This window comes from Stenotrophomonas sp., assembly GCF_032061965.1.
GTDB lineage: Bacteria > Pseudomonadota > Gammaproteobacteria > Xanthomonadales > Xanthomonadaceae > Stenotrophomonas.
Map to the genome: position 1 here is coordinate 39,597 of NZ_DAMBEF010000022.1, position 23,398 is coordinate 62,994.

25 protein-coding genes are annotated in these 23,398 nt (G+C 65.5%); 19 read left to right on the forward strand and 6 right to left on the reverse strand.

The window, feature by feature from the left end; translation table 11 throughout:
- Positions 1 to 64: 64 nt before the first annotated feature.
- Positions 65 to 859, reverse strand: a complete 795-nt coding sequence (locus RT460_RS12535; RefSeq protein WP_313319297.1) for an ABC transporter permease — start codon at positions 857 to 859, stop codon at positions 65 to 67.
- Complete coding sequence (locus RT460_RS12540) at positions 856 to 1,809, reverse strand: ABC transporter ATP-binding protein (RefSeq protein ID WP_313319298.1); 954 nt, start codon at positions 1,807 to 1,809, stop codon at positions 856 to 858. The genes RT460_RS12535 and RT460_RS12540 overlap by 4 nt, the downstream gene beginning before the upstream one ends.
- Before the next feature lie 98 nt (positions 1,810 to 1,907).
- Between RT460_RS12540 and RT460_RS12545 the strand changes: the two genes are divergently transcribed.
- The 7 genes from RT460_RS12545 (at position 1,908) to RT460_RS12575 (ending at position 8,511) form a co-directional block, all read left to right on the forward strand.
- A complete protein-coding gene (locus RT460_RS12545; RefSeq protein ID WP_313319299.1) occupies positions 1,908 to 2,657 on the forward strand; it encodes a ferredoxin--NADP reductase in 750 nt (249 codons plus the stop codon).
- 122 nt (positions 2,658 to 2,779) lie between these two features.
- Complete coding sequence (locus RT460_RS12550; protein WP_313319300.1) at positions 2,780 to 4,027, forward strand: GGDEF domain-containing protein; 1,248 nt, start codon at positions 2,780 to 2,782, stop codon at positions 4,025 to 4,027.
- A 24-nt stretch (positions 4,028 to 4,051) separates the two neighbouring features.
- Complete coding sequence (locus RT460_RS12555) at positions 4,052 to 4,747, forward strand: hypothetical protein (protein ID WP_313319301.1); 696 nt, start codon at positions 4,052 to 4,054, stop codon at positions 4,745 to 4,747.
- An 8-nt stretch (positions 4,748 to 4,755) separates the two neighbouring features.
- Positions 4,756 to 4,953 (forward strand): helix-turn-helix transcriptional regulator, encoded by a 198-nt coding sequence (locus tag RT460_RS12560; protein WP_313319302.1) that lies wholly within the window; start codon positions 4,756 to 4,758, stop codon positions 4,951 to 4,953.
- A gap of 67 nt (positions 4,954 to 5,020) precedes the next feature.
- Positions 5,021 to 6,535, forward strand: coding sequence for an alpha/beta hydrolase (locus tag RT460_RS12565; protein ID WP_313319303.1), 1,515 nt, complete (start codon positions 5,021 to 5,023; stop codon positions 6,533 to 6,535).
- Positions 6,536 to 6,565: 30 nt separating this feature from the next.
- Positions 6,566 to 7,321, forward strand: a complete 756-nt coding sequence (locus tag RT460_RS12570) for an ATP-binding cassette domain-containing protein (protein WP_313319304.1) — start codon at positions 6,566 to 6,568, stop codon at positions 7,319 to 7,321.
- Positions 7,318 to 8,511 (forward strand): ABC transporter permease, encoded by a 1,194-nt coding sequence (locus RT460_RS12575; RefSeq protein ID WP_313319305.1) that lies wholly within the window; start codon positions 7,318 to 7,320, stop codon positions 8,509 to 8,511. Before RT460_RS12570 ends, RT460_RS12575 begins: the two co-directional genes overlap by 4 nt.
- A 350-nt stretch (positions 8,512 to 8,861) precedes the next feature.
- Here RT460_RS12575 and RT460_RS12580 read toward each other — a convergent pair whose 3' ends face one another.
- Positions 8,862 to 9,869, reverse strand: coding sequence for an energy transducer TonB (locus RT460_RS12580; protein ID WP_313319306.1), 1,008 nt, complete (start codon positions 9,867 to 9,869; stop codon positions 8,862 to 8,864).
- Between the two features lie 194 nt (positions 9,870 to 10,063).
- A complete protein-coding gene (locus RT460_RS12585) occupies positions 10,064 to 10,651 on the reverse strand; it encodes a TIGR00645 family protein (RefSeq protein WP_313319307.1) in 588 nt (195 codons plus the stop codon).
- A gap of 108 nt (positions 10,652 to 10,759) precedes the next feature.
- Between RT460_RS12585 and RT460_RS12590 the strand changes: the two genes are divergently transcribed.
- The 5 genes from RT460_RS12590 to RT460_RS12610 all read left to right on the forward strand — a co-directional run bounded on the left by RT460_RS12590 (position 10,760) and on the right by RT460_RS12610 (position 16,462).
- Entirely contained in the window at positions 10,760 to 11,452 is a 693-nt protein-coding gene (locus RT460_RS12590; RefSeq protein WP_313319308.1) for a glutathione binding-like protein, read from the forward strand.
- Positions 11,453 to 11,524: 72 nt separating this feature from the next.
- A complete protein-coding gene (locus RT460_RS12595; RefSeq protein WP_313319309.1) occupies positions 11,525 to 13,750 on the forward strand; it encodes a S9 family peptidase in 2,226 nt (741 codons plus the stop codon).
- Between the two features lie 17 nt (positions 13,751 to 13,767).
- Entirely contained in the window at positions 13,768 to 14,253 is a 486-nt protein-coding gene (locus RT460_RS12600; RefSeq protein WP_313319310.1) for a cytochrome c oxidase assembly factor Coa1 family protein, read from the forward strand.
- 189 nt (positions 14,254 to 14,442) lie between these two features.
- Positions 14,443 to 16,239: a DUF885 domain-containing protein gene (locus tag RT460_RS12605; RefSeq protein ID WP_313319311.1), complete on the forward strand. Its 1,797-nt coding sequence runs from the start codon at positions 14,443 to 14,445 to the stop codon at positions 16,237 to 16,239.
- Between the two features lie 64 nt (positions 16,240 to 16,303).
- On the forward strand, positions 16,304 to 16,462 hold the full coding sequence (locus RT460_RS12610; protein ID WP_313319312.1) for a hypothetical protein: 159 nt from the start codon (positions 16,304 to 16,306) through the stop codon (positions 16,460 to 16,462).
- Between the two features lie 4 nt (positions 16,463 to 16,466).
- On the opposite strand, the gene RT460_RS12615 is transcribed toward RT460_RS12610, so the two are convergent.
- Positions 16,467 to 16,889, reverse strand: coding sequence for a hypothetical protein (locus RT460_RS12615; RefSeq protein ID WP_313319313.1), 423 nt, complete (start codon positions 16,887 to 16,889; stop codon positions 16,467 to 16,469).
- Between the two features lie 130 nt (positions 16,890 to 17,019).
- On the opposite strand from RT460_RS12615, the gene RT460_RS12620 reads away from it, so the two are divergent.
- The 4 genes from RT460_RS12620 to RT460_RS12635 all read left to right on the forward strand — a co-directional run bounded on the left by RT460_RS12620 (position 17,020) and on the right by RT460_RS12635 (position 19,582).
- Entirely contained in the window at positions 17,020 to 17,268 is a 249-nt protein-coding gene (locus tag RT460_RS12620; RefSeq protein WP_313319314.1) for a hypothetical protein, read from the forward strand.
- Between the two features lie 103 nt (positions 17,269 to 17,371).
- Positions 17,372 to 18,286 (forward strand): bestrophin family protein, encoded by a 915-nt coding sequence (locus RT460_RS12625; protein ID WP_313319315.1) that lies wholly within the window; start codon positions 17,372 to 17,374, stop codon positions 18,284 to 18,286.
- A 29-nt stretch (positions 18,287 to 18,315) separates the two neighbouring features.
- Positions 18,316 to 19,305, forward strand: coding sequence for a porphobilinogen synthase (gene hemB, locus RT460_RS12630; protein WP_313319316.1), 990 nt, complete (start codon positions 18,316 to 18,318; stop codon positions 19,303 to 19,305).
- Between the two features lies 1 nt (position 19,306).
- Entirely contained in the window at positions 19,307 to 19,582 is a 276-nt protein-coding gene (locus tag RT460_RS12635) for an SHOCT domain-containing protein (protein WP_313319317.1), read from the forward strand.
- A 188-nt stretch (positions 19,583 to 19,770) separates the two neighbouring features.
- On the opposite strand, the gene RT460_RS12640 is transcribed toward RT460_RS12635, so the two are convergent.
- Positions 19,771 to 20,649 (reverse strand): TolB-like protein, encoded by an 879-nt coding sequence (locus tag RT460_RS12640; RefSeq protein ID WP_313319318.1) that lies wholly within the window; start codon positions 20,647 to 20,649, stop codon positions 19,771 to 19,773.
- Positions 20,650 to 20,701: 52 nt separating this feature from the next.
- Here RT460_RS12640 and aroE point away from each other — a divergent pair, with 52 nt between their 5' ends.
- From aroE to RT460_RS12655, 3 genes are all read left to right on the forward strand, one after another.
- A complete protein-coding gene (gene aroE, locus RT460_RS12645; protein ID WP_313319319.1) occupies positions 20,702 to 21,550 on the forward strand; it encodes a shikimate dehydrogenase in 849 nt (282 codons plus the stop codon).
- A gap of 9 nt (positions 21,551 to 21,559) precedes the next feature.
- Entirely contained in the window at positions 21,560 to 21,916 is a 357-nt protein-coding gene (locus RT460_RS12650; protein WP_313319320.1) for a hypothetical protein, read from the forward strand.
- Positions 21,917 to 21,990: 74 nt separating this feature from the next.
- The coding region (locus tag RT460_RS12655) for an ATP-dependent DNA helicase DinG (RefSeq protein ID WP_313319321.1) at positions 21,991 to 23,398 on the forward strand (1,408 nt) is incomplete at its 3' end.

Sequence of the window (23,398 nt, forward strand, 5' to 3'; positions counted from 1 at the left end):
GCTCACGCTGCTGCCTCAAACGCCAAAATCAAACCAGAAAGAAGGCGCCTTTCGGCGCCTTCTTTCAGCTACGCAGGCCTACGCCCCGCCGCAGCAGCCACAAGGCCAGGGTAGTGAGTGCGGCAACAAAGCCGAGCATCAAGGCATACGACACCCACAACGGCACATCGCTGCTGCCGAGCAGGCCGTAGCGGAAGGCATTGACCATGTAGAAGATCGGGTTGGCATGGGTCATCGCCTGCGCCCAGCCCGGCAACAGGGTCACCGAGTAGAACACGCCGCCCAGGTAGGTCAATGGGGTCAGGATGAAGGTCGGTACGATCGCCACGTCATCGAACTTCTTGGCATACACGGCGTTGATGAAGCCGGCCAGCGAGAAGATCGTCGCGCCCAGCAGCACCGTGCTCAGCGTCACCAGCGGATGCGGGATGCGCACCGGGGTGAAGAACATGGCGATGATCAGCACGATCACGCCCACCATCAGGCCGCGCAGCACGGCGCCGGCCACATAACCCCACAGGATCACCCAGTTCGGCATCGGGCTGACCAGCAGTTCCTCGACATGGCGGCCGAACTTGGCGCCGAAGAACGAGGAGCTGATGTTGCCGTAGCTGTTCTGGATCACGCTCATCATCACCAGGCCCGGCACGATGAACTGCATGTAGCTGTAGCCGCCCATCTGCCCGATCTTGGAGCCGATCAGGCCGCCGAAGATCAGGAAGTACAGGGTCATGGTGATGGCCGGCGGGACCAGGGTCTGGCCCCAGATACGCAGGATGCGGTTGACCTCGCGACGAACGATGGTGCCCAGCGCCACCCAGTTGCGGCTGCTGTCGGTCACGGGAACGGGGGTACTCATGCGGCGCTGTTCTCCAGGTTGCCGGTGAGGCGCACGAACAGCTCCTCCAGGCGGTTGCTCTTGGTACGCATCGAACGCACGCGGATGCCGGCAGCATTCAAGGCGTCGAAAACACGGTTCAGGTCCATCGCGCGCGGCATGTCCAGGTCCAGCGTATGCGTGTCGGTGGCGACCAGGGTGGCGCCTTCGATATGCGGCAGCTGCGCCGGCAGTTCGCCGTCGATGTCGAACAGGAAGCCTTCCACGTCAAGCTTGGCCAGCAGGCCACGCATCGGCCCCTGCTCGACGATGCGGCCATGGTTGATGATGGCCAGGTTGCGGCACAGCTGCTCGGCCTCTTCCAGGTAGTGCGTGGTGAGGATGATGGTGGTGCCGGCGGCGTTGATCTCCTGCAGCGTCTTCCACATGTCGCGGCGGATCTCGATGTCCACGCCCGCGGTGGGCTCGTCGAGGATCAGCAGGCGCGGCCGGGTCATCATCGCGCGGGCGATCATCAGCCGGCGCTTCATGCCGCCGGAGAGGGTGCGGCTCATCATCTGCGCCTTGTTCCACAGGTGCGCGCGCTTGAGCTCTTCCTCGGCGCGGACCTCGGCCTCGGCGCGGGGGATCCCGTAGAAACCGGCGTAGTTGACCAGGATGTCGAAGGGCTTTTCGAACAGGTTGAAGTTGATTTCCTGCGGTACCAGGCCGATCAGGCGCATGGTCGCGCTGCGTGCCGCCACCAGGTCGCTGCCGAACACCTGTACCTGGCCCTCGCTCAGGTTCACAAGTGAAGAGACAATTCCGATCAGGGTCGACTTGCCGGCGCCATTGGGCCCCAGCAGGGCGAAAAAGTCGCCCGGCGCCACCTCCAGCGACACGCCCTTCAGGGCCTGGACGCCATTGTCATAGGTCTTGCGCAGGTCGGTGATGCGCAGGGCAGCTGCGCCGGGAACAATAGGGGAATCCAATCTCGGGCCTTCGCGCCGGGTACAGGCGTCGGATAAGTGCAGGCCGGTATTATAGGAGGCCCCGCGGTCCATACCCGGTTACACACTGTTCCCCTCCTGTGCCAATCCAATTTCCCCTCAAGCTGGTCGGCCGCCGCATGCTGGCGCCCAGCATCGGCCACTACCAGTTCGTCCGTGATGACGGCCAGCCGCTGGATTTCCTGCCCGGTCAGTTCATTCAGATTCACTTCGACTACGCCGATGGCAGCGCCACCAAGCGCAGCTATTCGCTGGCCACCATCCATGACCGCGCCCTGGGCCCGGGCGAGGCGGTGGAAATCGCGGTCAGCTTCGTTCCCGGCGGCGCCGCCACGGCCTTGTTCGAGGGCATGGACCTGGGCGACCACGTCAGCGGCAGCGGCCCGTTCGGCCGCTTCTGCCTGCAGCCGGGCGACCACAATGCCCGCTACGTGCTGATCGCCACCGGCACCGGCGTCACCCCGTACCGTTCGATGCTGCCGCAGTTGAAGGCGGCCATGGCCGAGCGTGGCGTGGAAGTGGTGTTGCTGCAGGGCGCACGCAGCCCGGAAGAGCTGCTGTACAGCGATGACTTCTATGCTTTCGCCGCTGCCAACCCCGGCTTCCGCTACATGCCGTGCCTGTCGCGGGAACTGCCGGAAAACCCGCACGCGGATGTCCGCAAGGGCTACGTGCAGCAGCAACTGGCCGAAATCGCGCCGGACCCGGCCCGCGATATCGCCTACCTGTGCGGCAACCCGGATATGGTCGATACCTGCGTCGAAGTGCTGAAGCAGGCCGGTCTGCCAATGCCGCAGATCCGCCGCGAGAAGTACGTCAGCAGCAAGTAGGCCCTGCGCTGCTGTATGCCCGGAACGGGAAAGTGTTTCGTGACTGATTGCGCGTTCGCCAACGGCTGAACGCGCGGTGTCGCGGTTATCGTCTGGACGTGCCAAGGAAGGAGGCCGTCCCGATGATCGCAAGCTTCAGCAGTCCCCTTGCGTCAATCAGCGCTGCGGTCAGCATTGGCGCGGCCATCGGCTTCTCCATGTTGCTGCTGATCCTGCCGCGACGGCCCGCCTTGCGCGCATGGGCGGCAAGCCTGTGGCTGTGGTCCGCTGCGGTGTACATGCGGCAATCCGATCCCACGTTGTCGCAACTGGGCCCGAGCGTTGTTTTCGCCGCTTTTGCGCTGTGCGGTGGGGTGTTGCTGTTGCAGGGCGTGTCCCTGCATGTGCGGCGTCCACTCCCGGTATGGAAGCCTGTACTGGTATTGGCACCCTTGCTGGTCGTCATGTTGCTCGATGGCCTTGTATGCCATGTGCCAGGCCTGCAGCGGGCACTGTCCTGCCTGTGGTCGGTGGTGCTTTATTCCTGGCTTGCCTGGATGCTGCTGCGACAGCCACCAACCCGCTTGCGCATGAGCTACTACGTGGCGGCGTTCGTGTTTGCCGCACATGTGGCCCATGGCATCTACGGCCTGGGAGTGTCGTCTGACTTTTCCGCGGCGACACAACATCACGTCACGATGGCGCTGTCGCAGCGGATGAGTGCCGGCATCGTCTTGTTGATAGCGCAATGTTCGGCGCTGATGTTGCTGCTGGTCGAGCAATTGCTGTGCGAATTGAACGAGCGTGCCAGCCATGACGGCTTGACCGGCCTGTTGAATCGCAGCGCGCTGCTGCATGCCGGCCGCAAAGCCATGGACGCGGCGCGGGCCAGTGACCGTCCCTTCGCACTGCTGGTGCTGGACCTGGATTACTTCAAACGCATCAATGACAACTGGGGGCACCTGGTGGGTGACGAGGTGCTGTGTCATTTCGCAATCGTGATGCGGGCATGTGCGGCACATCCTGGCGCGGTGCTGGCGCGTTATGGGGGCGAGGAATTCATCATGTTGCTGCCTGGTGCCGATGCCGCGGTAGCCATGCAAACAGCGCAGTCGACCGTGCAGGCGGTGCGGGCTGCATCGGTGCCCACCCAGGCCGCAGCGTTGCACTACACCGTCAGCATCGGGGTGGCTGTGGCCGACAGGACCTGCACGCTGCAGCAGTTGATATCGCGCGCCGATGTCGCGCTCTATCACGCCAAGGCAAACGGTCGTGATCGCGCCTGCATCGTCGATGGCGGCTATGGTGGGGTTGCTGCAAGTGCGGTGCTGTCGCCTGACGAGCGCGGGCCGGGTATCGGTGCTGACTTCATTTGTGTAAAGGGAGCTTGACAGCCCGGCACGGCTACCCGCAGGATGTGTAAAGCATCCTTTACAGGAATCCGTCATGACGCCGGTTGGTTGTCCCTGCCATTCGTTGCCGCGCTGCGTGCCTCATGCAGTCGCTCGGTATTGTGGGGTAGCGCGGTGAGCCGCGGGCGCAGGATTGCGCTCATCCTGGCGGGGGCCGCGGTCAGCGCCTTGGGCGGTGCTGCAGTGTGGCTGTGGGCCCACTTCGACGGTAGCCAGCGCCTGGCAGGGGGCCTGCTGGGCATCGCCGCCGGGCTGGTACTGGCGGCGTTGCTGCAGCGGTTGATGCCCGATGGCTGCGATAGCGCGCCGGCAGCCCTGCGGCGTCGTTACACCCGCGAGGTGATGTGGGCGATGGGCGGCTATGCGGTGCTGCTGATTATTTCCAGCCTGTTGCTCAAGCGCGTGGACGAGCCGCTGCTGCGTGTACTCATTGCCTTGTTGCCGGTGCCGCCGATCGTCTTGATGCTGCGGGCGATGGTGCGTTACATCCGCGATGTGGACGAGCTGCAGCAGCGCATCGAGCTGGAAGCCGTCAGCTTCGCCACCGCCTTCGTGTCGCTGGTGTATCTGACCGGTGGCTTCCTGCAGACCGCCAAGGTGATCGACATACCCTCCGGCAGCGCGATGATCTGGGTGTTCCCACTGGTCTGCCTGGCCTATGGGCTGGCCAAGGCCGTGGTCGTGCGGCGCTACAACTGAGGCGCCTGGTGGATAACCGATTACGCGAGCTGCGCGATGCCAGGGGTTGGTCGCAGGGTGAGTTGGCCGAGCAGCTGCAGGTATCGCGGCAGACGGTCAATGCGCTGGAAACCGGCAAGTACGATCCCAGCCTGCCGCTGGCATTCCGCATTGCCGATCTGTTCGGGGCGAAGATCGAAGATATTTTCTTCCCTGCTGTCACATAGCTGCCGCCGCTGCGTCTGGTATAGGCAGAACCGTTGTTCCATCCAACCGTGAGGGGCTGTTCCGATGATGTCCCGCAATACCCGAATCACCTTGCTGGCCGCCGCCCTCGTGGCAGGCCTGCTGGGTTGCAAAGCCGCCGGACCCTCGGCGAGTGCCGATGGCGAGCCGACCGCAGGCAAGTCCCTGCAGCTGGGTACGCTTGCCTTCAAGCCCTGCACGCTGAGCTCGCCGTTCAGTCGTGAAGCCCTCGAGGCCCAATGCAGCACGCTGCAGGTGCCCGAGGACCGGGCCAACCCGCAGGGGCGCAAGATCGCCTTGAACATCGCCGTGCTCACGCCGGAAAAGGAAGGCGAAGTACAGCCCGATCCGGTGTTCTTCCTGGCCGGCGGGCCGGGCCAGGCGGCGGTGGCAACCTATCCGCAAGTGGATGCCGCATTCCGCGAGGTACGCAAGCACCGCAACGTGGTGCTGGTCGATCAGCGCGGCACGGGTGAATCCAACCTGCTGTCCTGTGCGGCTTACGAAGGCGAGGACATGTCGGCGGCGGCGATGCAGGCCGAGGCAGCCAAGTGCGCGACACAGCTCGCAGCCAAGGCCGACCTGCGGTTCTACACCACCACCGAAGCGGTGGCCGACCTGGATGCGGTACGTCAGGCCATGGGCGCGGCGCAGATCAACCTGGTCGGCGTGAGCTATGGCACCCGCGTGGCACAGCAGTACGCCATGCGCCATCCGCAGGCCACACGCAGCATCGTGCTGGATTCGGTAGTGCCCAACAGCTTGCAGCTGGGAAATATCTTCGCCCGCAACCTGGATGATGCGCTGGCCCTGCAGTTCGCCCAGTGCACCAACTCGCCTGCCTGCAAGGAAAAGCTGGGCGATCCGCGCGCCGAACTGGATGCGCTGCTGGCCAAGCTGCGTGCACAGCCGGTGAGCGTGCGCTACCGCGATGCTGCTACCGGGCAGTCGCGCGAGAACATGCTGCGTGCGGAAAACGTGGCAGGGCTGGTGCGCATGTATGCCTACATGCCGGCGGCAGCGGCCTTGTTGCCGAAGTTGATCCACGAGGCCAACGGTGGTCGCTACGAAGAGCTGATGGCACTGGCGCAGATGATGCAGGACGACATGAAGGACGCCATGGCCATGGGCATGCAGTTGTCGGTCATCTGCAGCGAGGACGCCGACAGCCTTGCGCCGGAAGCGGCGGCCAACAATGCCGGCACCGTGTTGGGTGACCAGATGGCACAGGGCCTGGGTGCGATGTGCGCCGCCTGGCCGAAGGGCACCGCGCCGGCCGACTTCCACAAGCCGCTGGCAGGCAAGGTGCCGGCCCTGGTGCTGGAGGGCGAGTTCGATCCGGTCACGCCGCCGCGCTATGGCGAGGAGGTGGTGAAGACGCTGAGCAATGGCCGCTTGTTCGTGCTGCGCGGCCAAGGTCACAACGTGATCGGTGCCGGCTGCATGCCCAAGCTGTTTGGCCAGTTCGTGGACACCGCCGATGCCAAGGCACTCGATGGTGCCTGCCTGGAAAAGCTCAATTACGTGCCGCCGTTCACCAGCTTCAATGGCTGGGAACCGTGACATCACCGCATCACTGAGGAATCCGCTTCCATGATCGTTGCAGAACGACTCCGCAAGACCTTCCCCGGCAAGGGCAAGGACAAAACGCCAGTGATCGCCGTGGATGACGTGGGCTTCACCGCCCATGACGGCCAGATCACCGGTCTGCTCGGCCCCAATGGCGCCGGCAAGACCACCACGCTGCGCATGCTGTACACCTTGATGACCCCGGAGAGCGGCCGCGTGCTGGTCGATGGCGTCGATGCCGCGGTCGACCCCAACACGGTCCGCCGCAGCCTGGGCGTATTGCCCGATGCGCGTGGGGTCTACAAGCGCCTGACCGCGCGCGAGAACATCGATTACTTCGGTGAGCTGCACGGCATGTCGCCGGCCGCCATCGTCGAACGCACCGCGCGGCTGGCCAAGGCCCTGCAGATGGAGGACTTCCTCGATCGTGCAACCGAAGGCTTCAGCCAGGGCCAGCGCACCAAGACCGCGATCGCCCGCGCCTTGATCCATGACCCCCGCAACGTGATCCTCGACGAGCCGACCAATGGTCTGGATGTGATGACCACCCGTGGCCTGCGTGGCTTCCTCAAGGAGCTGCGCGAGGAAGGCCGCTGCGTGATCTTCTCCAGCCACATCATGCAGGAGGTGGCCGCACTGTGTGACCGCATTGTCATCGTCGCGCAGGGCAGGGTAGTGGCCCAGGGCACGCCGGAGGAACTGCGCGAGCAGGCCCACGAGAACAACCTGGAAGACGCGTTCGTGAAATTGATCGGCAGCGAGGAGGGCCTGCACGCATGAGCCAGACCGGATACTTCCGCGCCATCATCACGGTGATGCGCAAGGAGCTGCGCGACTTCGCCCGCGATCGCCGCACCTTCCTGCTGACCCTGCTGACCGCACCGCTGCTGTACCCGCTGCTGTTCCTGGGCATGAACAAGCTGACCAACCTGCGTGCCGAAACACAGCTGGAAAAGGACCTCACCATCCCGGTTGAAGGGATGGCTCGCGCGCCCAATCTTGTGGCCTTCCTGGCCAGTCGCGGCATCAACGCCACCGAGGCACCCGCCGATATCGAAGCGCTGATCCGCAGCCAGCACCAGGACCTGGCGGTGGTGATCGACAAGGATTTCGCCGCCGATTGGCATGCCGGCAAGCCGGCCAAGGTGGAGATCGTTGCCGATACCACCCGGCGTACCGGTGATGTGCAGATCGCGCGGGTACGCGCCGTGCTCAATGAGTACGGACAGTCGATGGGCGCGCTGCGCTTGTTGGCGCGTGGCGTCAATCCGATGGTGGCCGCGCCGGTGAATGTGGGCACACGTGACCTGGCCACGGCCGAGGCCAAGCGCGGCATCTTCCTGTCGGTGGTACTGCCGTTGGTATTGATGTTGTTCGCCTTCATCGGTGGCTCGCACCTGGCCATGGATACCACCGCCGGTGAGCGCGAGCGGCAATCGTTGGAGCCGCTGCTGGCCACGCCGGCCGCACGTGGTGCACTGGTCAGCGGCAAGATGCTGGCGGCGGTGGTGTTGGGCCTGGCATCGATGTTGCTGATCCTGGTGTCGTTCAAGGTCAGCGCCAGCATCGGCGGTGGTGCCGCGCGCTCGCTGGACGTCAGCTTTGCGGCAATGGGCAAGCTGCTGGTGATCCTGCTGCCGTTGGTGTTGATCGGTACAGCGCTGCTGACCTGCCTGTCGGCCAGCTCCAAGAGCATGAAGGAAGCGCAGAGCCACATGGTGTGGCTGATGCTTCTGCCGATGCTGCCGGGCTACGCCTTGATGGCCTACCCGCTGAAGGACACCCAGCTGTGGCAGTACGCCGTGCCGTTCCTGTCGCAGAACCAGATGCTGGTGAAGGTGACGCGCGGCGAGATGCCGTCGGCGACGCAGTGGGCGGTGTACCTGGCTGCCTCGGCATTGCTGGCGGTACTGCTGTGGGCAGTAGCGGTATGGCGTTACCGGCAGGAGCGCCTGGCGATCTCCGGCTGATAGCGTTTCGCCGGGCCATGCGTGGCCTGGCGGGGTGTAGTGCCGAGCCATGCTCGGCAAGCCGAACCCGTAGTGCCGAGCCATGCTCGGCAGGGGCTTCACCGGTAAGGCTTCTGCCGAGCGTGGCTCGGCACTACCAAAAGCAACGTAGCCCGGGTAAGCGCAGCGCACCCGGGAATCAGGTCACCGACGCGGCTGCGAACGGATGCCAACCGCCCCGGGTGCGCTGCGCTTACCCGGGCTACCGCAGGGGCGCGAGTTCCGCGCTTCAATGGCAGGCGTGTTTCTACGCGCAGGTTGCAAAAGAAAAAGCCCGGATCGCTCCGGGCTTTTTCGCAGACAAAATCCAATTACTTGTTCGGCGCAAACGCCAAGGTGCGACGGGTGGTGACCGGGCTGCCGATCGGCTCGAACTTCCAGCGGCGCACCGCATTGAGTGCTTCGCGGTCGAACACGCGGGCCGGGTTGGCACGCAGCACGCGGGCGTCGGTGACCGAACCATCGGTGCCGACGGTCAGCTCGACCAGCACTTCACCGGACGTACCCGAGCGCAGTGCGTCGGCCGGATAGCGCGGCGCGGGCGTGCTGACCGCACGCAGCGACGGTGCGGCTGCGGCCGGCTTCGGCGCGGCGGCCTGCTGGGCGGCGGCTGCAGCAGCACTGCGTTGCTCGGCTTCGCGACGTGCGGCGGCCTGGCGGTCGGCTTCCAGGCGCTCGCTTTCCTTGCGCGCGGCTTCCTGCTTGGCGGCCAGCGCCTGCGCCGCGCTGGCTTCGGCGGCCTGCTGCTGGGCCAGGCGCTGCTGCTCGGCCTGCTGCTTGACCTTGTTCTCAGCGTCCTTCTTGGCCTTGTCGGCTTCTTCCACGGTACGACGCTCGGCGACCTGCATGCCGCCGGTGACGCCCTGCTTCAGGCGCGGCAGCGCCGGTGCGGTGGGGTCCACCTTCTCCAGCAGGGTGATCAGGCGTTGGGCTTCGGTGAAGTCTTCGCGACCCAGGGCCTGCTCGGCGGCGATCAGGGCGTAGGGCTGCAGGTCGGTCAGGGCACTTTTGATCGTCGCGTCGTTCGGCAGCTTGTCGCGCAGGGCGACGTAATACTCCAGCGCGTTGTCACCGGCCGGTGCATACATGCGGTTCTCGCGCAGTGCGGCGCTGGCGGCATCGCGCAGCTGGGTGGTGTCCATGCCCTGCACCTTCTCCGCGGCAGCCTTGTCGGCGGCAACCGTGGCGGGGGAGGTGGCGGCAGGTGCGGCGGCGCCTTCAGCAGCGGCCGGCGCGGTTTCATCCTTGCCCGAGCAGGCGGCCAGGGTGGCCAACAGCAGGGCGGGCGCCAACAGGCGCAGCTTCGTGACGTGCGACATCAAACATCCCCTTGAATCGACGGACAACGTGGACTGCATGGGCCCGGCAGGCGATGGGCGCGGCACTCCCGATGCCTTGCCACCCAGCAATAAAGCGCGAATCTAGCATCGTGTGCCCGGTCTGCGGCAGTGGCAGGTAGGGTTCGGGCAAAACAGTGATGGGCGTCACATGATGGTGACGCCCATCAGCAGGTTCAGTGTGCGGCGCCCTTATGCCCCGACCCGTTCGACATCAGCTTGTCGGTCCACGCGATGCCAATGGCCGACAGGATGAATACGCAGTGGATGATGGTCTGCCACATCACGCCTTCACGCGTGAAGCTGGTGCAAGGCGACTTGATCGCCGTCAGTTCAGGCGTGCACAACGGCATGCCCAGCTGCCCGGCCTCGATGAAGGTCTTCAGCAGGTGGATGGAAGAAATGCCGATGATCGCCATGGCCAGTTTCACCTTCAGGACTGAGGCATTGACGTGGCTCAACCACTCCGGCTGGTCCGGGTGGCCTTGCAGGCCAAGGCGCGAGACGAAGGTTTCGTAGCCGCCGACGATCACCATCACCAGCAGGTTGGAGATCATCACCACGTCGATCAGCCCGAGCACGATCAGCATGATCTTCTGTTCGCTCAGCCCGCGCGCGTCGGACACCAGGTGCCAGAGTTCCGTGGCGAAGAGGAAAACGTAGACGCACTGGGCGACGATCAGGCCCAGGTACAGCGGCAACTGCAGCCAGCGCGAGGCAAAGATCAGGGAGGAAAGCGGGCTGAGCGGTTTGTACTCGGACATGAAAGAGATGCTGCGTTGCGGAAAGCAGGCAGGGTAATGGTCGATCCTGCACCTTGCCAAGCGCCGGTCCTAGGTACACTCGGTGTCAGTCTTGATGGAGGCGCATTCATGATCGACCTGTACTACTGGCCCACCCCCAATGGCCACAAGATCACGCTGTTCCTTGAGGAGGCCGGGCTTGAGTACCGCGTCCACCCGGTCAATATCGGCAAGGGTGACCAGTTCCAGGCCGAATTCCTGGCCATCTCGCCCAACAACAAGATGCCGGCCATCGTCGACCACGCCCCGGCCGATGGCGGCGCGCCGCTGAGCGTGTTCGAGTCCGGCGCGATCCTGCTGTACCTGGCCGAGAAGACCGGCCGCTTCATCCCCAGCGATGTGCGCGGCCGCGCCGCCACCCTGGAGTGGCTGTTCTGGCAGATGGGCGGTCTGGGCCCGATGAGCGGGCAGATGGGACATTTCAATGTCTACGCACCCGAGCGCATTCCCTACGCCATCGAACGCTATGACAGCGAGGTGCGGCGCCTGCACCGGGTGATGGACAAGCGCCTGTCCGAAACCGCGTACCTGGCCGGCGAGGACTACGGTATCGCCGATATGGCCAGTTACCCGTGGATCGGCGCCTACGCCAAGCTGCCGGTGGATTTCGATGCCTTCCCGCACCTGCGCCGCTGGCACCAGGCCATTGCCGATCGGCCCGCAACCCAGCGTGCCTATGCGGTCGGCCCGACGGTCAATCCGCAGGCCGGACAGCCGCTCAGCGACGAAGAGAAGCGCCTGCTGTTCGGCAGGCGCGACTGACTGACGGCAGGGGCAATGCGGCCGGGGCTCGGCTAGCATTGCCTGATCCGTGCTGTCACTGACAGGTAAACCATGCGTCCCTTGTTCCTCGCCCTTGCCATGATTCTCGCCACCCCCGCCGTGCACGCTGAAAAGCTCACCCTCGAAGCCATCACCGGCAATGCGCCGCTGTCCGGCCCAACGTTGATGAAGCCCAAGGTGGCGCCGGATGGCTCGCGGGTTACCTTCCTGCGTGGCAAGGACAGCGACGTCAAGCAGCTGGACCTGTGGGAATACGACATCGCCAGCGGTCAGACCCGGCTGCTGGTCGATTCCAAGGTGGTGCTGCCTGGCACCGAAACCCTGAGCGATGCCGAAAAGGCCCGCCGCGAACGCCAGCGGATTGCCGCCTACAGCGGCATCGTCGATTACCAGTGGTCGCCGGATGCCAAGACCCTGCTGTTCCCGCTCGGCGGCGAGCTGTACCTGTACGACCTGGGCAAGCAGGGCCGCGATGCGGTGCGCAAGCTCACCCACGGCGAAGGCTTCAGCACCGATGCCAAGCTCTCGCCCAAGGGCGGCTTTGTCAGCTTCGTGCGCGAGCGCAACCTGTGGGTGATCGACCTGGCCAGCGGCAAGCAGCTGCAGCTGACCCGCGATGGCAGCGCCACCATCGGCAACGGTGTGGCCGAATTCGTCGCCGATGAGGAAATGGACCGCCACACCGGCTACTGGTGGGCGCCGGATGACTCGGCCATTGCCTTCGCCCGCATCGATGAAACCCCGGTGCCGGTGCAGAAGCGCTATGAAATGTATGCCGACCGCGTGGAGATGATCGAGCAGCGCTATCCGGCTGCCGGTGATCCCAACGTGCTGGTCACCCTGGGCGTGATTGCGCCGCGCGCTGATGCAACGGTCAACTGGGTGGACCTGGGCAAGCAGACCGACATCTACCTGACCCGCGTCAACTGGCGTGATCCGCAGCACCTCAGCTTCCAGCGCCAGAGCCGCAACCAGCACACGCTGGAGCTGATTGAGGTCAACCTGGCAGACGGCAAACAGCAGGTGCTGGTCACCGAGACCGGCAAGACCTGGGTGCCACTGCACAACAGCCTGCGCTTCCTCAAGGATGGCCGCTTCCTGTGGTCGTCCGAGCGCAGCGGTTTCGAGCACCTGTACGTGGCCAACGCCGACGGCAGCAACATGACTGCGCTGACCTCTGGCAACTGGCCGGTGGACGAGCTGCTGGCCGTCGATGAAGGCGCCGGTACCGTCTACTTCCGTGCCGGCGTGGAATCCGCGCTGCGCAGCGAAATCTATTCCGTGCCGCTGGCCGGTGGCACGCCGACCAAGCTGTCGAAGACGGCGGGCATGCACAGCGCCGCGTTCGCCAACAACGCCAGCGTCTATGTGGACAGCTGGTCCAACCACACCACGCCGCCGCAGATCGAGTTGTTCCGGGCCAATGGCGAAAAGATCGCCACCCTGCTCGACAACAACCTGGCCGACGCCAAGCACCCCTACGCCCGGTACCGCGATGCGCAGCGCCCGGTCGAGTACGGCACGCTGACCGCCGCCGATGGCAAGACCCCGCTGAACTACAGTGTGATCAAGCCCGAAGGCTTCGACCCGGCGAAGAAGTATCCGGTTGCCGTCTATGTGTACGGCGGTCCGGCCTCGCAGACCGTGACTGACAGTTGGCCCGGCCGTGGCGATCACCTGTTCAATCAGTACCTGGCCCAGCGCGGCTACGTGGTGTTCTCGCTGGATAACCGTGGCACGCCGCGTCGCGGCCGCGACTTCGGCGGCGCGCTGTACGGCGTGCAGGGCACGGTGGAAGTAGCCGACCAGCTCAAGGGCGTGGAGTGGCTGAAGGCGCAGCCGTGGGTGGATGGCAGCCGTATCGGCGTGCAGGGGTGGTCCAACGGCGGCTATATGACGTTGATGTTGCTGGCCAAGGCATCGGACCAGTACGCCTGCGGCGTGGCCGGTGCACCGGTCACCGATTGGGGCCTGTACGACACGCATTACACCGAGCGCTACATGAACCTGCCGGCGGCCAACGTCGACGGTTACCGCGAAGCGCGCGTGCTCACCCATATCGCCGGGCTGACCTCGCCGCTGCTGCTGATCCATGGCATGGCCGATGACAACGTGTTGTTCTCCAACTCGACCAGCCTGATGAGCGCCTTGCAGAAGCGTGGCCAACCGTTCGAGCTGATGACCTATCCCGGTGCCAAGCACGGTTTGTCAGGCGCGGATGCACTGCACCGCTACCGCATGGCCGAGAACTTCCTCGGCCGTTGCCTCAAGCCCTGACAGGCAGGGGACAGGGAATGTCAGCCGCCCCACCGCCACTGCCTGGCAGCGCCTCGGGCAAGCCGCCGCGGAACTGGTTCCAGCGCAACCTGAAGTGGGTATTGCCGCTGGCCGTGGTGGTGATGCTGGGTGGTTGGGGCCTGGCCAGCTGGAGCGGGTTCCGGCAGATGTCGGCACCGCTCAAGAGCAGTGAGCCGTACCAGCAGGCGCTGGCGCGTGCCAGGGCTGCGCCGGAGGTTCAGGCGGCCCTGGGGCAGCCGATCGAAGAAGCATCGTTCGTATTCGGCAACATTGGGCGTTTCGCCGATGTCAGCCAGGCGTCGATGCTGATCCGCATTTCCGGCCCACACGGCAAGGCCGGCATCAACCTTGAGGCCAGCCGCTCCGGCAATGCGGCGTGGCAGTTCGACAAGCTCAGCATCACGCTGCCCGGCCGGCACGAGAAGCTGGACTTGCGCACCGCCGACGAAAAGCTGTGTGCGGTGACCGCGCACTGCCCCTGAAGCGACGGCGCCGGCCCTGGCCGGGACACCGTGTTGTGGCCGTGGGGCATGACCATCCACCGGGGCAACCGGGCGGGCGGGGCAGATCAGGGCCCGATGTTGCGGCCGTCGGCGCGCTCCCCGGACTTCCGGCCCTTGCCGGCGCTGCGGTGGCTGCCTATGGTCTGCGCATTCCCTCTGGAGCCACCCATGAAGCCTCTCGTCCTCGCCGTTGCCCTGGCGCTCGCTACCCCGCTGTCGCTCACCGCAACTGCAGCGCCCGCCGCTGCCGCCAAGACCGCACCGGCAGCACCGGCATGGGTGGCACACAGCAACGAGCTGGCGCAGATCCTGCTGCAGGCGCAGGCGCCGTTCCAGCCGGAAATGACCAGCTTCTTCGGTGTGCCGGGGTATGACGACAAGGTCGTCGACCTGGGCGCCGACAACAGCAACCGCTATCGCGCCGCATTGGGCAAGGCACGCGAGCAGCTGCGCGAGAAACTGCAGGTCGAGCGCGACCCGAATGTGCGCCAGGACCTGCAGATCCTGATCGGTGCGGCGGAACGCAACATCGAGAGCAGCACTCTCAACGAGAAGTACCTGATGCCGTGGGTGGATGTCCCGCAAACGGTGTTTGGCGGCCTCAACGGCCTGCTGTCCGACCAGGTGCCCGAGGCCCGCCGCGCGAAAGCCCTGGATCGCCTGAAGGCCTACCTCGGCCAGGCGCCGGGCACGCAGCCGCTGGCCACGCTGGCGCGCCAGCGCTACGAAGAAAAGAGTGGCACGCCCAACCTGCTGCAGCCGACCAGGATTGAAGTCGACCAGGCGCTGGCCAACGTCGATACCTATATCGCTGGCATCGGCAAGCTGTTTGCCAAGTACAAGATCGAAGGCGCTGATGCATCGCTGGCCGAGCTGTCCACGCAGATGAAGGACTACATCGCCTGGACCCAGAAGGAAGTGCTGCCCAAGGCGCGTACCGACAACCGTCTGCCGGCCGAGTTGTATGCCTTCCAGCTCAAGGAAGTGGGCGTGGACATCGACCCGGCCCTGCTGATGCAGCGTGCCCAGCTCGAATACATGGAAACCCGCGCGATGATGCGCCAGCTGGCACCGCTGGTGGTGCAGGCCAAGGGCTTGAAGGTCGCCGACAACAGCGACTACGCCGCGGTGATCCGCGCGCTGAAGCAGGACAAGATCGGCAACGACCAGCTCGAATCGCATTACCGCGGCGTCATCGATGCGATTGACCCGATCATCCGCAAGCAGGGCATCGTCGATGTGCCGCAGCGTCCGCTGCAGATGCGACTGGGCAGCGAGGCCGAAAGCGCCGCGTCGCCGGCACCGCACTACCTGCCGGCACCGCTGGTCGGCAACACCGGCCAGCAGGGCACCTTCGTGCTGCCGCTGGGTAACCCGGCCTCGGGTGCCGAAGCGCAGTACGACGACTTCAACTTTGGCTCGGCGGCATGGACCCTGAGTGCACACGAAGGGCGCCCGGGCCACGACCTGCAGTTCGCGGCGATGGTGGAGCGCGGCATCTCGCTGGCGCGCACGCTGTTTGCATTCAACTCGGTCAATGTCGAAGGTTGGGCCTTGTATGCCGAAGCCGAGATGGTGCCGTTCGAGCCGTTGGACGGGCAGATGATCGCCCTGCAGTTCCGCCTGCTGCGTGCGGCCCGCGCCATGCTGGACCCGGCACTCAACCTGGGCCAGACCGACCGCGATCAGGCCCGCAAGGTGCTGGTGGAGGGCGTGGGCCTGTCCGAGGCCATGGCCACGCAGGAACTGGACCGTTACACCGTGCGTTCACCGGGCCAGGCTTGCAGCTACTTCTACGGCTACACGCGGATCATGGAACTGCGCATGCAGACCGAACTGGCCTTGGGGGACAAGTTCGACCGCCTGGCCTTCAACAACTTCCTGCTCGACCAAGGCCTGCTGCCGCCGGACCAGCTGGCCGCCGCCGTGAACGAGGTCTTTGTCCCGGCCCAGCGCAAGCAGTAAGCCGGCACATGGGTCAATCACCGTAGCCCGGGTAAGCGCAGCGCACCCGGGAGCTTGGCAACCGATGATCTTGCCGACCGACGCCCGCGTGCCGGCATTTGGCATCGGTTTGTCCATTGCCGTGACGCTCGCCCACTCAAGCCATGCGTTGAGCGCGTGTCCCCCCCGGAGCGGGCAGAACAACGAAAAAACCGGCCTGCAGGGCCGGTTTTTTCTTGCCTGATTCCTCAGTTCTGCGCTTGCGGCGGTACCCAGATCGCCACGCCTGCGGCGCGTTTCTGCTGGGTCGGGATGCCCACGCTCAGACCACCGGCGGTGTGCCGGCCAAAGCTGCCTGCGCCTACCGACATGCCCACTGGCGAGCCGCCAGCGCCGACGCCCATCAGGATCACGCCATTGGCGCCCAGTGCTGCAGCCTCACGCTTGAGCCGGGCAATGGCGGCATCCGTCTGGCCCTGGGTACCAAAGCCGACCGCGCTGGAGGATTCGAGCTGGGCGATCTCCACCGATCCGGCCGGCGGGGTGGAGTAGATCTGCACGCTGGCCGGGTCCACCGGCGCGCGGGCCTGGCCCAGCATCACTTTGGAGGTACTGGCGCAGCCGCCAGTGGCCAGGGCGATGCCCAATGCGATGGCAAGCGGGAATTTCATGGCGTACTCCCCGATGAGTCGGTGTCCGTGGATGATCCGTCGCCCTGACTGAATCCGGCGACAATCCGGCCATAGGCACGGCCGGGGTTCCCGGCTATCTTGGGCCCCAGATCCTTTGGAGGGAATACGCATGGGCTTGATCAGTCTGATCTGGGGCATCGTCGCCCTGTTGTGGATGGTGCTGGCATTCATCCCGTTGCTGGGGTGGGGCAACTGGTTCCTGATCCCGTTTGCTGCCATTGGCGCGATCATTGCTGCCATCGGCCTGCTGTTCACCCAAGCGGCCAAGCGCGGGCGGGCCAAGACCGGCCTGATCCTCAACGGCATCGTGATCGTGGTCGGCGTGATCCGCCTGAGCATCGGCGGCGGCATCGTCTGACGGGAGCATCCAGCCCGGTCCTATACAGGCCGGGGGCGTAAAATAGCTGGGCTGTCCGGAATATTCCGGCGTTATCGGCCCGTCACGGCCCCAAGCTCCTTCGATGATCATCCGCCCCCGTCCCACTGGCTGGCAGCTGCTGTACATCCTGCGCGGCTCCATCGTGCCGGCCATCGCCCCCAAGGTGCTGGCCATCGGCGTGCTGGCGGTGCTGGTGGCCGCGTTCAGCCGCAGCTGGCATCCCTTGGGGGGCACTGGCCTGTCGGTGGTGCCCTTCACCCTGCTGGGCCTGGTGTTGTCGATCTTCCTGAGTTTCCGCAACAACGCCTGCCATGACCGTTGGTGGGAAGGCCGCAAGCTATGGGGCCAGTTGCTGATCGAAGCGCGCGGTTTTGCCCGCGAGGCCAACGCATTGCTGGTGGCCGAGCCGCAGTTGCACCTGCGCGGCACGCAGCTGGTGACCGGCTTTGCCCATGCCTTGGCTGCACGCCTGCGCGGCGGCGATGAAGCGGCGGCCTGTGCGCCGTGGTTGCAGCCGGACCAGGCCGCGGTACTGGCGCGGCGCAATATTCCTGATGGCGCCTTGAACCAGCTGGCCAGCGAACTGGCCGTGCCGCTGCGCGAGGGCAGGCTGGATCCCTATCTCTACGCCCAGTTCGAAGCCCGCCTGCACGGCATGGCCAGCGTGCAGGCCGGCTGTGAGCGTATTGCCGGCACGCCGCTGCCGTTTGCCTACACCTTGTTGCTGCACCGCTGTGCCTGGCTGTTCTGCGTGCTGCTGCCGTTCGGCCTGGCCGGCGCGCTGGGCTGGGCCACGCCGGTGGTATCGATGCTGTTGGCGTATGCCTTCTTTGGCCTGGACCAGCTCGGCGAAGAGATGGAAGAGCCGTTCGGCCTCGAACCCAACGACCTGCCGCTGGACGCCATGGTGCGTACCATCGAAATCGATCTGCTCGACGCGCTGGGCCACCGCCCGCTGCCCGAGCCATTGCAGCCGCAAGGCTATCGGCTGCAATAACCCCGTTTCCAGAATCAAGGAGTACCGCGATGATCCATCCCCAGTACCGCCCGCGCCGCATGCGTCACGATGAATTCTCGCGCCGGCTGATGCGCGAGAACACGCTGACCAGCAACGACCTGATCTGGCCGGTATTCGTGCATGAGCTGGATGGCCGCACGCCGGTGGCCTCGATGCCGGGCGTGGACCGCATGTCCATCGACGAACTGCTGCGCGAAGCCGAGCAGGCGCTGGAACTGGGCGTGCCGGTGATCGACCTGTTCCCGGTGATCGACCCGTCGCGCAAGTCGCTGGATGCGGCCGAAGCCTGGAACCCGGATGGGTTGGCGCAGCGCGCCGTGCGCGCGCTCAAGCAGCGCTTCCCCGAGTTGGGGGTGATGACCGACGTGGCGCTTGACCCGTACACCACGCACGGCCAGGACGGCATCATCGACGACACCGGCTATGTGCTCAACGACATCACTGTCGAGGCGCTGGTCAAGCAATCGGTATCGCATGCCGAAGCCGGCGTGGACATCATTTCGCCATCGGACATGATGGACGGCCGCATCGGCGCGATCCGCACCGCGTTGGACGATGCGCGGCATATCAACGCGCGCATCATGGCCTATTCGGCCAAGTACGCCTCGGCCTTCTACGGCCCGTTCCGCGATGCGGTGGGCAGCTCCGGCAACCTGGGCAAGGCCGACAAGAAGACCTACCAGATGGACCCGGCCAATAGCGACGAAGCCATGCGCGAGATCGCACTGGATCTGGACGAAGGCGCCGACATGGTGATGGTCAAGCCGGGTATGCCCTATCTGGACATCGTGCGTCGGGTGAAGACCGAGTTCGGCGTGCCGACCTTTGCGTACCACGTCAGTGGCGAGTACGCGATGTTGAAGGCGGCTGCGGCCAACGGTTGGCTGGACGAGCGCAAGTGCGTGCTGGAGACGATGATCGGCTTCAAGCGTGCCGGTGCCGATGGCGTGCTGACCTACTACGCACCGCAGATCGCGCGCTGGTTGAAGGAGGCCTGAGATGAATGTTCCCGGCCTTGAGGGCTACAACTGGGCAGTGTGGCTGATTGGTGTGCTGCTGTTCGCCGTGGTGATCGGCGTGTTCATCGCCGCCATCGTGCGCGCCGGCAAGCGTCCGCCGCAGCTGCATTCCGCCGCCGAGCGACTGCAGCGCGAGGCAGGGCAGGGTACGGATGTGCAGGCCAAGCTGCGCGAGCTGGATCTGCGCAGGCAGGGCGGGCAGATCAGTGAGGCCGAGTACGAGGGGATGCGCGCGGCGGTGTTGGCTGGGAAGTAGGGTTTTCAGGTGCTGAAAGCTTTGGAGCAGAAGCACCCCTCCCCAACCCTCCCCTTGGCCTGCGGCCAAAGGGAGGGGGCTGATGCCGCGGGCCGCCAAATTGCCGGGGCTGATCGCTTGTCTCCCTCCCTTTCGCGTAGCGAAGGGGAGGGCCGGGGAGGGGTGAGCTTTTGTTGCCGCCCGCCGCCTCAACGGCAGGAGTCATCCCCATCAACCACCGGCGCCTTCATCCGGTAAAGGTCCATGCCGCCGGCCCGCGGTGCGCGTGCCGTGCCGCTGACCACCAGCTCTGCCGGCTTGTTGGCATCGATGAGCGCGCCACGCGTGTCGCTGTCGGCGCTGTTGAACGACAGCTCCAGCAAGCTGGGCTGGTCCCACTGACCCTGCCGGCACTGCGACAGCCACAGCTGGGTTCCGCCCTGCGGGTTGGTACGGGCGAGTACAACGCCACGCCCGCCACCCAGCCAGCTGGCATCCACTTCGTCGGCCGGCGTATTGATCTCGGCCAGCTCGGTCACGGCGGTAAAGCCGTCACCACTGGCCCGCGTCTGCCACAGATCCCAACCGCCGCCTCCGCCGTCGCGATTGCTGGCAAACAACAGCCGACCGTCGTCGGCCAGTGTCGGCGAGCGTTCGTCCTGGCGGCCATTGAGGGTCGGGCCCAGATTCTGCGGTGCCCCCAGGCTGCCGTCGGCTGCTATCGCCGCCCGGTACAGATCCAGGCCGCCGTGCCCGCCCTTGCGATTGGAAGCGAAGTACAGCCAGTGACCATCGCTGCTGAGGAAGGGATCCAGCTCGTCGGCGCTGCTGTTCAAGGCCAACGGCTGCGGGTCGGTCCAGCGCTTGTCCTGCAGCCGTGCCTGCCACAGGTCCCAGCCACCGGCACCGCCCTCGCGGTTGCTGGCCCAGATGATGCGTTGGCCGTCGGCGGCGAGCGTTGCGCGGATTTCATCGGCGCGGGTCGAGACTACGCCCATGCCTTCGATGCCGTACTCGGAAAGCGCCGAGGCAGCGGGGGTAAAGGGTAGACTCGCAGTCAGCGCGAGCAGCAATGTTCGGGTCCGCATAAGGGTCCAGCAAGCAAAGTCGCGTCCAGTCTAGGTCATGCAGAGGATCACAATGAGCGCTCCCCGCTACGCCGTTTTCGGCCAGCCCATCGCCCACTCGCAGTCGCCGCGTATCCAGTCCGCGTTCGGCAAGGCGCATGGCATCGCGGTCGACTACCGCGCCATCGAAGCCTCCCCGGAAGATTTCGCGGCCGCCCTCGAAGCCTTCGCCGCCGATGGCGGAGTTGGCGCAAACGTGACCTTGCCGCACAAGGAAGCAGCATTCGCGTTGTGCAGCACCACCACTTCCCGTGCGCAACGGGCCGGGGCGGTGAACACCCTGCTGCGCAAGGGCGAGCGCTGGCACGGTGACAATACCGACGGCATCGGCCTGGTACGTGACCTCACCGGTCGCCATAGCCTGGACCTGCGCGGCCGCCGCGTGCTGCTGCTGGGTGCGGGCGGTGCAGCCCGTGGCGTTGCACCGGCACTGCTGGACGCGGGCATCCTGGAGCTGGTGGTGGTCAACCGTTCGCCAGAGCGCGCCGATGCCCTGGTGGATGCGATGAGCGAGCCGGGCCGCGCCATCTCCGCGTACTGGGATGGTTTGCGGGATCAGGGCGACTTTGAGTTGATCATCAACGCCACCTCGGCCGCCCGCGGCGAGGGCAATGGTTTCAACCTGCCGCTGTCGCTGGTCAACAGCATGACCACGGCGGTGGACCTGAACTACGGCGAGGCCTCGATACCGTTCCTGGCCTGGGCGCGTGCGGCCGGCTGCCGCAACAGCTTCGATGGCCTGGGCATGCTGGTGGAACAGGCGGCCGAGAGCTTCCAGCAGTGGCATGGCATGCGTCCGGAAACCGACGCCATCTACGCCGAGCTGCGTGGCCGCGATGCGCTGCTGGTCACCGCGGACTGAGGCCGGCCCATGCAACCCACGGAATTGTTGACCACCTTGCTGGTTTCCATTGGCTACCGCCTGCCGATCCTGATTGCCCTCGGTGTGGCGATGGTGATGTTGATCGATACCCCGCGCGGCAAGGTGCGCAGCGTGGCCATGTCGGCGCTGGGCTTGCTGCTGACCGTGACCATGCTGGGCGGTGTGCTCAGTGCCGTGCCCCTGCTGCTTATCGCGAGCGGTAACTACGGCGGTGTGAGTTCGATGAATACGCTGCTAAGCGTGGGCCACCTTGCGCTGTCGCTGTTCGAAGCGGTGGCTTACATCCTGTTGGCCTGGGCACTGGTGCAGGCCCTGCGACGTCCGCAGGCCCCCGGCAAACCCTGAGCTGCCAACGCATTCGGTGAATGCGGGCCGGTATGGGAAAATACCGGCCTTGATTGAGCTGCGGGCAGGTTGGCGTGACGGAAAAAGTAGAAGCACCACGGGCGCTGACCGAGGACATCAAAACCAGCATCCGTGACGCTTACGCCAAGCTGCAGGCAAACACGCCGGGCTTCAGCACGCGTCGCTCGCAGAGCCAGATGATCGGCGTGGTGTCGCGCGCGCTGGGCACCAGTGGCGTCGGGGTGGTGGAAGCGCCCACCGGCGTCGGCAAGAGCCTGGGCTACCTGACCGCCGGCGTGCCGATTGCCCTGGCCAGCAAGAAAAAGCTGGTCATCAGTACCGGCACCGTGGCCTTGCAGTCGCAGCTGGTCGAGCGCGACATCCCCAACTTCCTCAAGTCCACCGGCCTGCAGGCGACGGTGGCGCTGGCCAAGGGCCGCACCCGTTACCTGTGCACGCGCAACGCCGCCGAAGCGCAGGGCGAAGGCGTGCAGGAAGGCATGTTCGGCGACGACGTGCAGCTCTACGACCGGCCGTTGGCACCGATTGAGATGGACGTTGCCGAGAAGCTGACCAAGGCCTTCATCGAAGGGCGCTGGAACGGTGACCTGGACAACGCGCCGGAAAACGTCACCCCCACGCTGCGCATGCGCATCACAACGCCGGCCTCGGCCTGCGCCGGCCGTCGTTGTGCCTACTCCTCGCAATGCCCGGTGCTGCGCGCGCGCACCGAAGTACGTGATGCACAGATCATTGTCACCAACCATGCGCTGCTGCTGTCGGCGCTGTCGTTGGGTGACAGCGACAGCGGCCAGCCGCTGATCGCCGCACCCGGCGAAATGCTGTTGGTGCTGGACGAAGGCCACCATATCGGCAACGTCGCCATCGACCAGGGCGCCGCCAACCTGCCGTTGGACGACATGGCCAAGCGCACCAGCCGCCTGCAGATCCTGATTGCCGGCGCCTACCGCGCGGTGGACAAGGACAAGCTCGGCAACCTGTTGCCGAATGAAGCCATCGACGTGGCGTCGCGGGTCAGCAAGCTGCTCAAGGCGTTCCGCGATGACATCGGCAACGTGTGGATTCCGCAGCCCGATGATCGCGAGCCGATGTGGCGCGCCGCCAACGGTCGCCTGCCCGAGTCCTGGCGGCAGCCGATCGAAGTACTGGCCGATGAAACCCGAACTCTGCTCAACTGGGCCACCGCAGCTGCTTCGGCGGTGGCCAAGGGCAAGCAGGACGATCCCGCCGTCGAGCGCCTGCAGCGCAACCTGGGCATGGCCCAGGAAATGATCGAGCAGCAGTACAACCTGTGGGCCGGTTGGCGCCGCGAGGACAAGGAAGGCCAGCCACCGATCGCGCGCTGGGTGACGATGTCGCGCGACGGCGACTACATCCTGCATTGCTCGCCCGTGTCGGCGGCGATGGTGCTGCGCAAGCTGCTGTGGGACGAGGTGGACTCGGTGGTGATGACCTCGGCCA

Bases quoted from the DNA above. Each gene is read 5' to 3' on its own strand.
- RT460_RS12535 (WP_313319297.1), bottom strand. From the start codon at position 859: ATGAGTACCCCCGTTCCCGTGACCGACAGCAGCCGCAACTGGGTGGCG.
- RT460_RS12550 (WP_313319300.1), top strand. From the start codon at position 2,780: ATGATCGCAAGCTTCAGCAGTCCCCTTGCGTCAATCAGCGCTGCGGTC.
- RT460_RS12555 (WP_313319301.1), top strand. From the start codon at position 4,052: ATGTGTAAAGCATCCTTTACAGGAATCCGTCATGACGCCGGTTGGTTG.
- RT460_RS12565 (WP_313319303.1), top strand. From the start codon at position 5,021: ATGTCCCGCAATACCCGAATCACCTTGCTGGCCGCCGCCCTCGTGGCA.
- RT460_RS12570 (WP_313319304.1), top strand. From the start codon at position 6,566: ATGATCGTTGCAGAACGACTCCGCAAGACCTTCCCCGGCAAGGGCAAG.
- RT460_RS12575 (WP_313319305.1), top strand. From the start codon at position 7,318: ATGAGCCAGACCGGATACTTCCGCGCCATCATCACGGTGATGCGCAAG.
- RT460_RS12580 (WP_313319306.1), bottom strand. From the start codon at position 9,869: ATGTCGCACGTCACGAAGCTGCGCCTGTTGGCGCCCGCCCTGCTGTTG.
- RT460_RS12585 (WP_313319307.1), bottom strand. From the start codon at position 10,651: ATGTCCGAGTACAAACCGCTCAGCCCGCTTTCCTCCCTGATCTTTGCC.
- RT460_RS12590 (WP_313319308.1), top strand. From the start codon at position 10,760: ATGATCGACCTGTACTACTGGCCCACCCCCAATGGCCACAAGATCACG.
- RT460_RS12595 (WP_313319309.1), top strand. From the start codon at position 11,525: ATGCGTCCCTTGTTCCTCGCCCTTGCCATGATTCTCGCCACCCCCGCC.
- RT460_RS12600 (WP_313319310.1), top strand. From the start codon at position 13,768: ATGTCAGCCGCCCCACCGCCACTGCCTGGCAGCGCCTCGGGCAAGCCG.
- RT460_RS12605 (WP_313319311.1), top strand. From the start codon at position 14,443: ATGAAGCCTCTCGTCCTCGCCGTTGCCCTGGCGCTCGCTACCCCGCTG.
- RT460_RS12610 (WP_313319312.1), top strand. From the start codon at position 16,304: ATGATCTTGCCGACCGACGCCCGCGTGCCGGCATTTGGCATCGGTTTG.
- RT460_RS12615 (WP_313319313.1), bottom strand. From the start codon at position 16,889: ATGAAATTCCCGCTTGCCATCGCATTGGGCATCGCCCTGGCCACTGGC.
- RT460_RS12620 (WP_313319314.1), top strand. From the start codon at position 17,020: ATGGGCTTGATCAGTCTGATCTGGGGCATCGTCGCCCTGTTGTGGATG.
- RT460_RS12625 (WP_313319315.1), top strand. From the start codon at position 17,372: ATGATCATCCGCCCCCGTCCCACTGGCTGGCAGCTGCTGTACATCCTG.
- hemB (WP_313319316.1), top strand. From the start codon at position 18,316: ATGATCCATCCCCAGTACCGCCCGCGCCGCATGCGTCACGATGAATTC.
- RT460_RS12635 (WP_313319317.1), top strand. From the start codon at position 19,307: ATGAATGTTCCCGGCCTTGAGGGCTACAACTGGGCAGTGTGGCTGATT.
- RT460_RS12640 (WP_313319318.1), bottom strand. From the start codon at position 20,649: ATGCGGACCCGAACATTGCTGCTCGCGCTGACTGCGAGTCTACCCTTT.
- aroE (WP_313319319.1), top strand. From the start codon at position 20,702: ATGAGCGCTCCCCGCTACGCCGTTTTCGGCCAGCCCATCGCCCACTCG.
- RT460_RS12650 (WP_313319320.1), top strand. From the start codon at position 21,560: ATGCAACCCACGGAATTGTTGACCACCTTGCTGGTTTCCATTGGCTAC.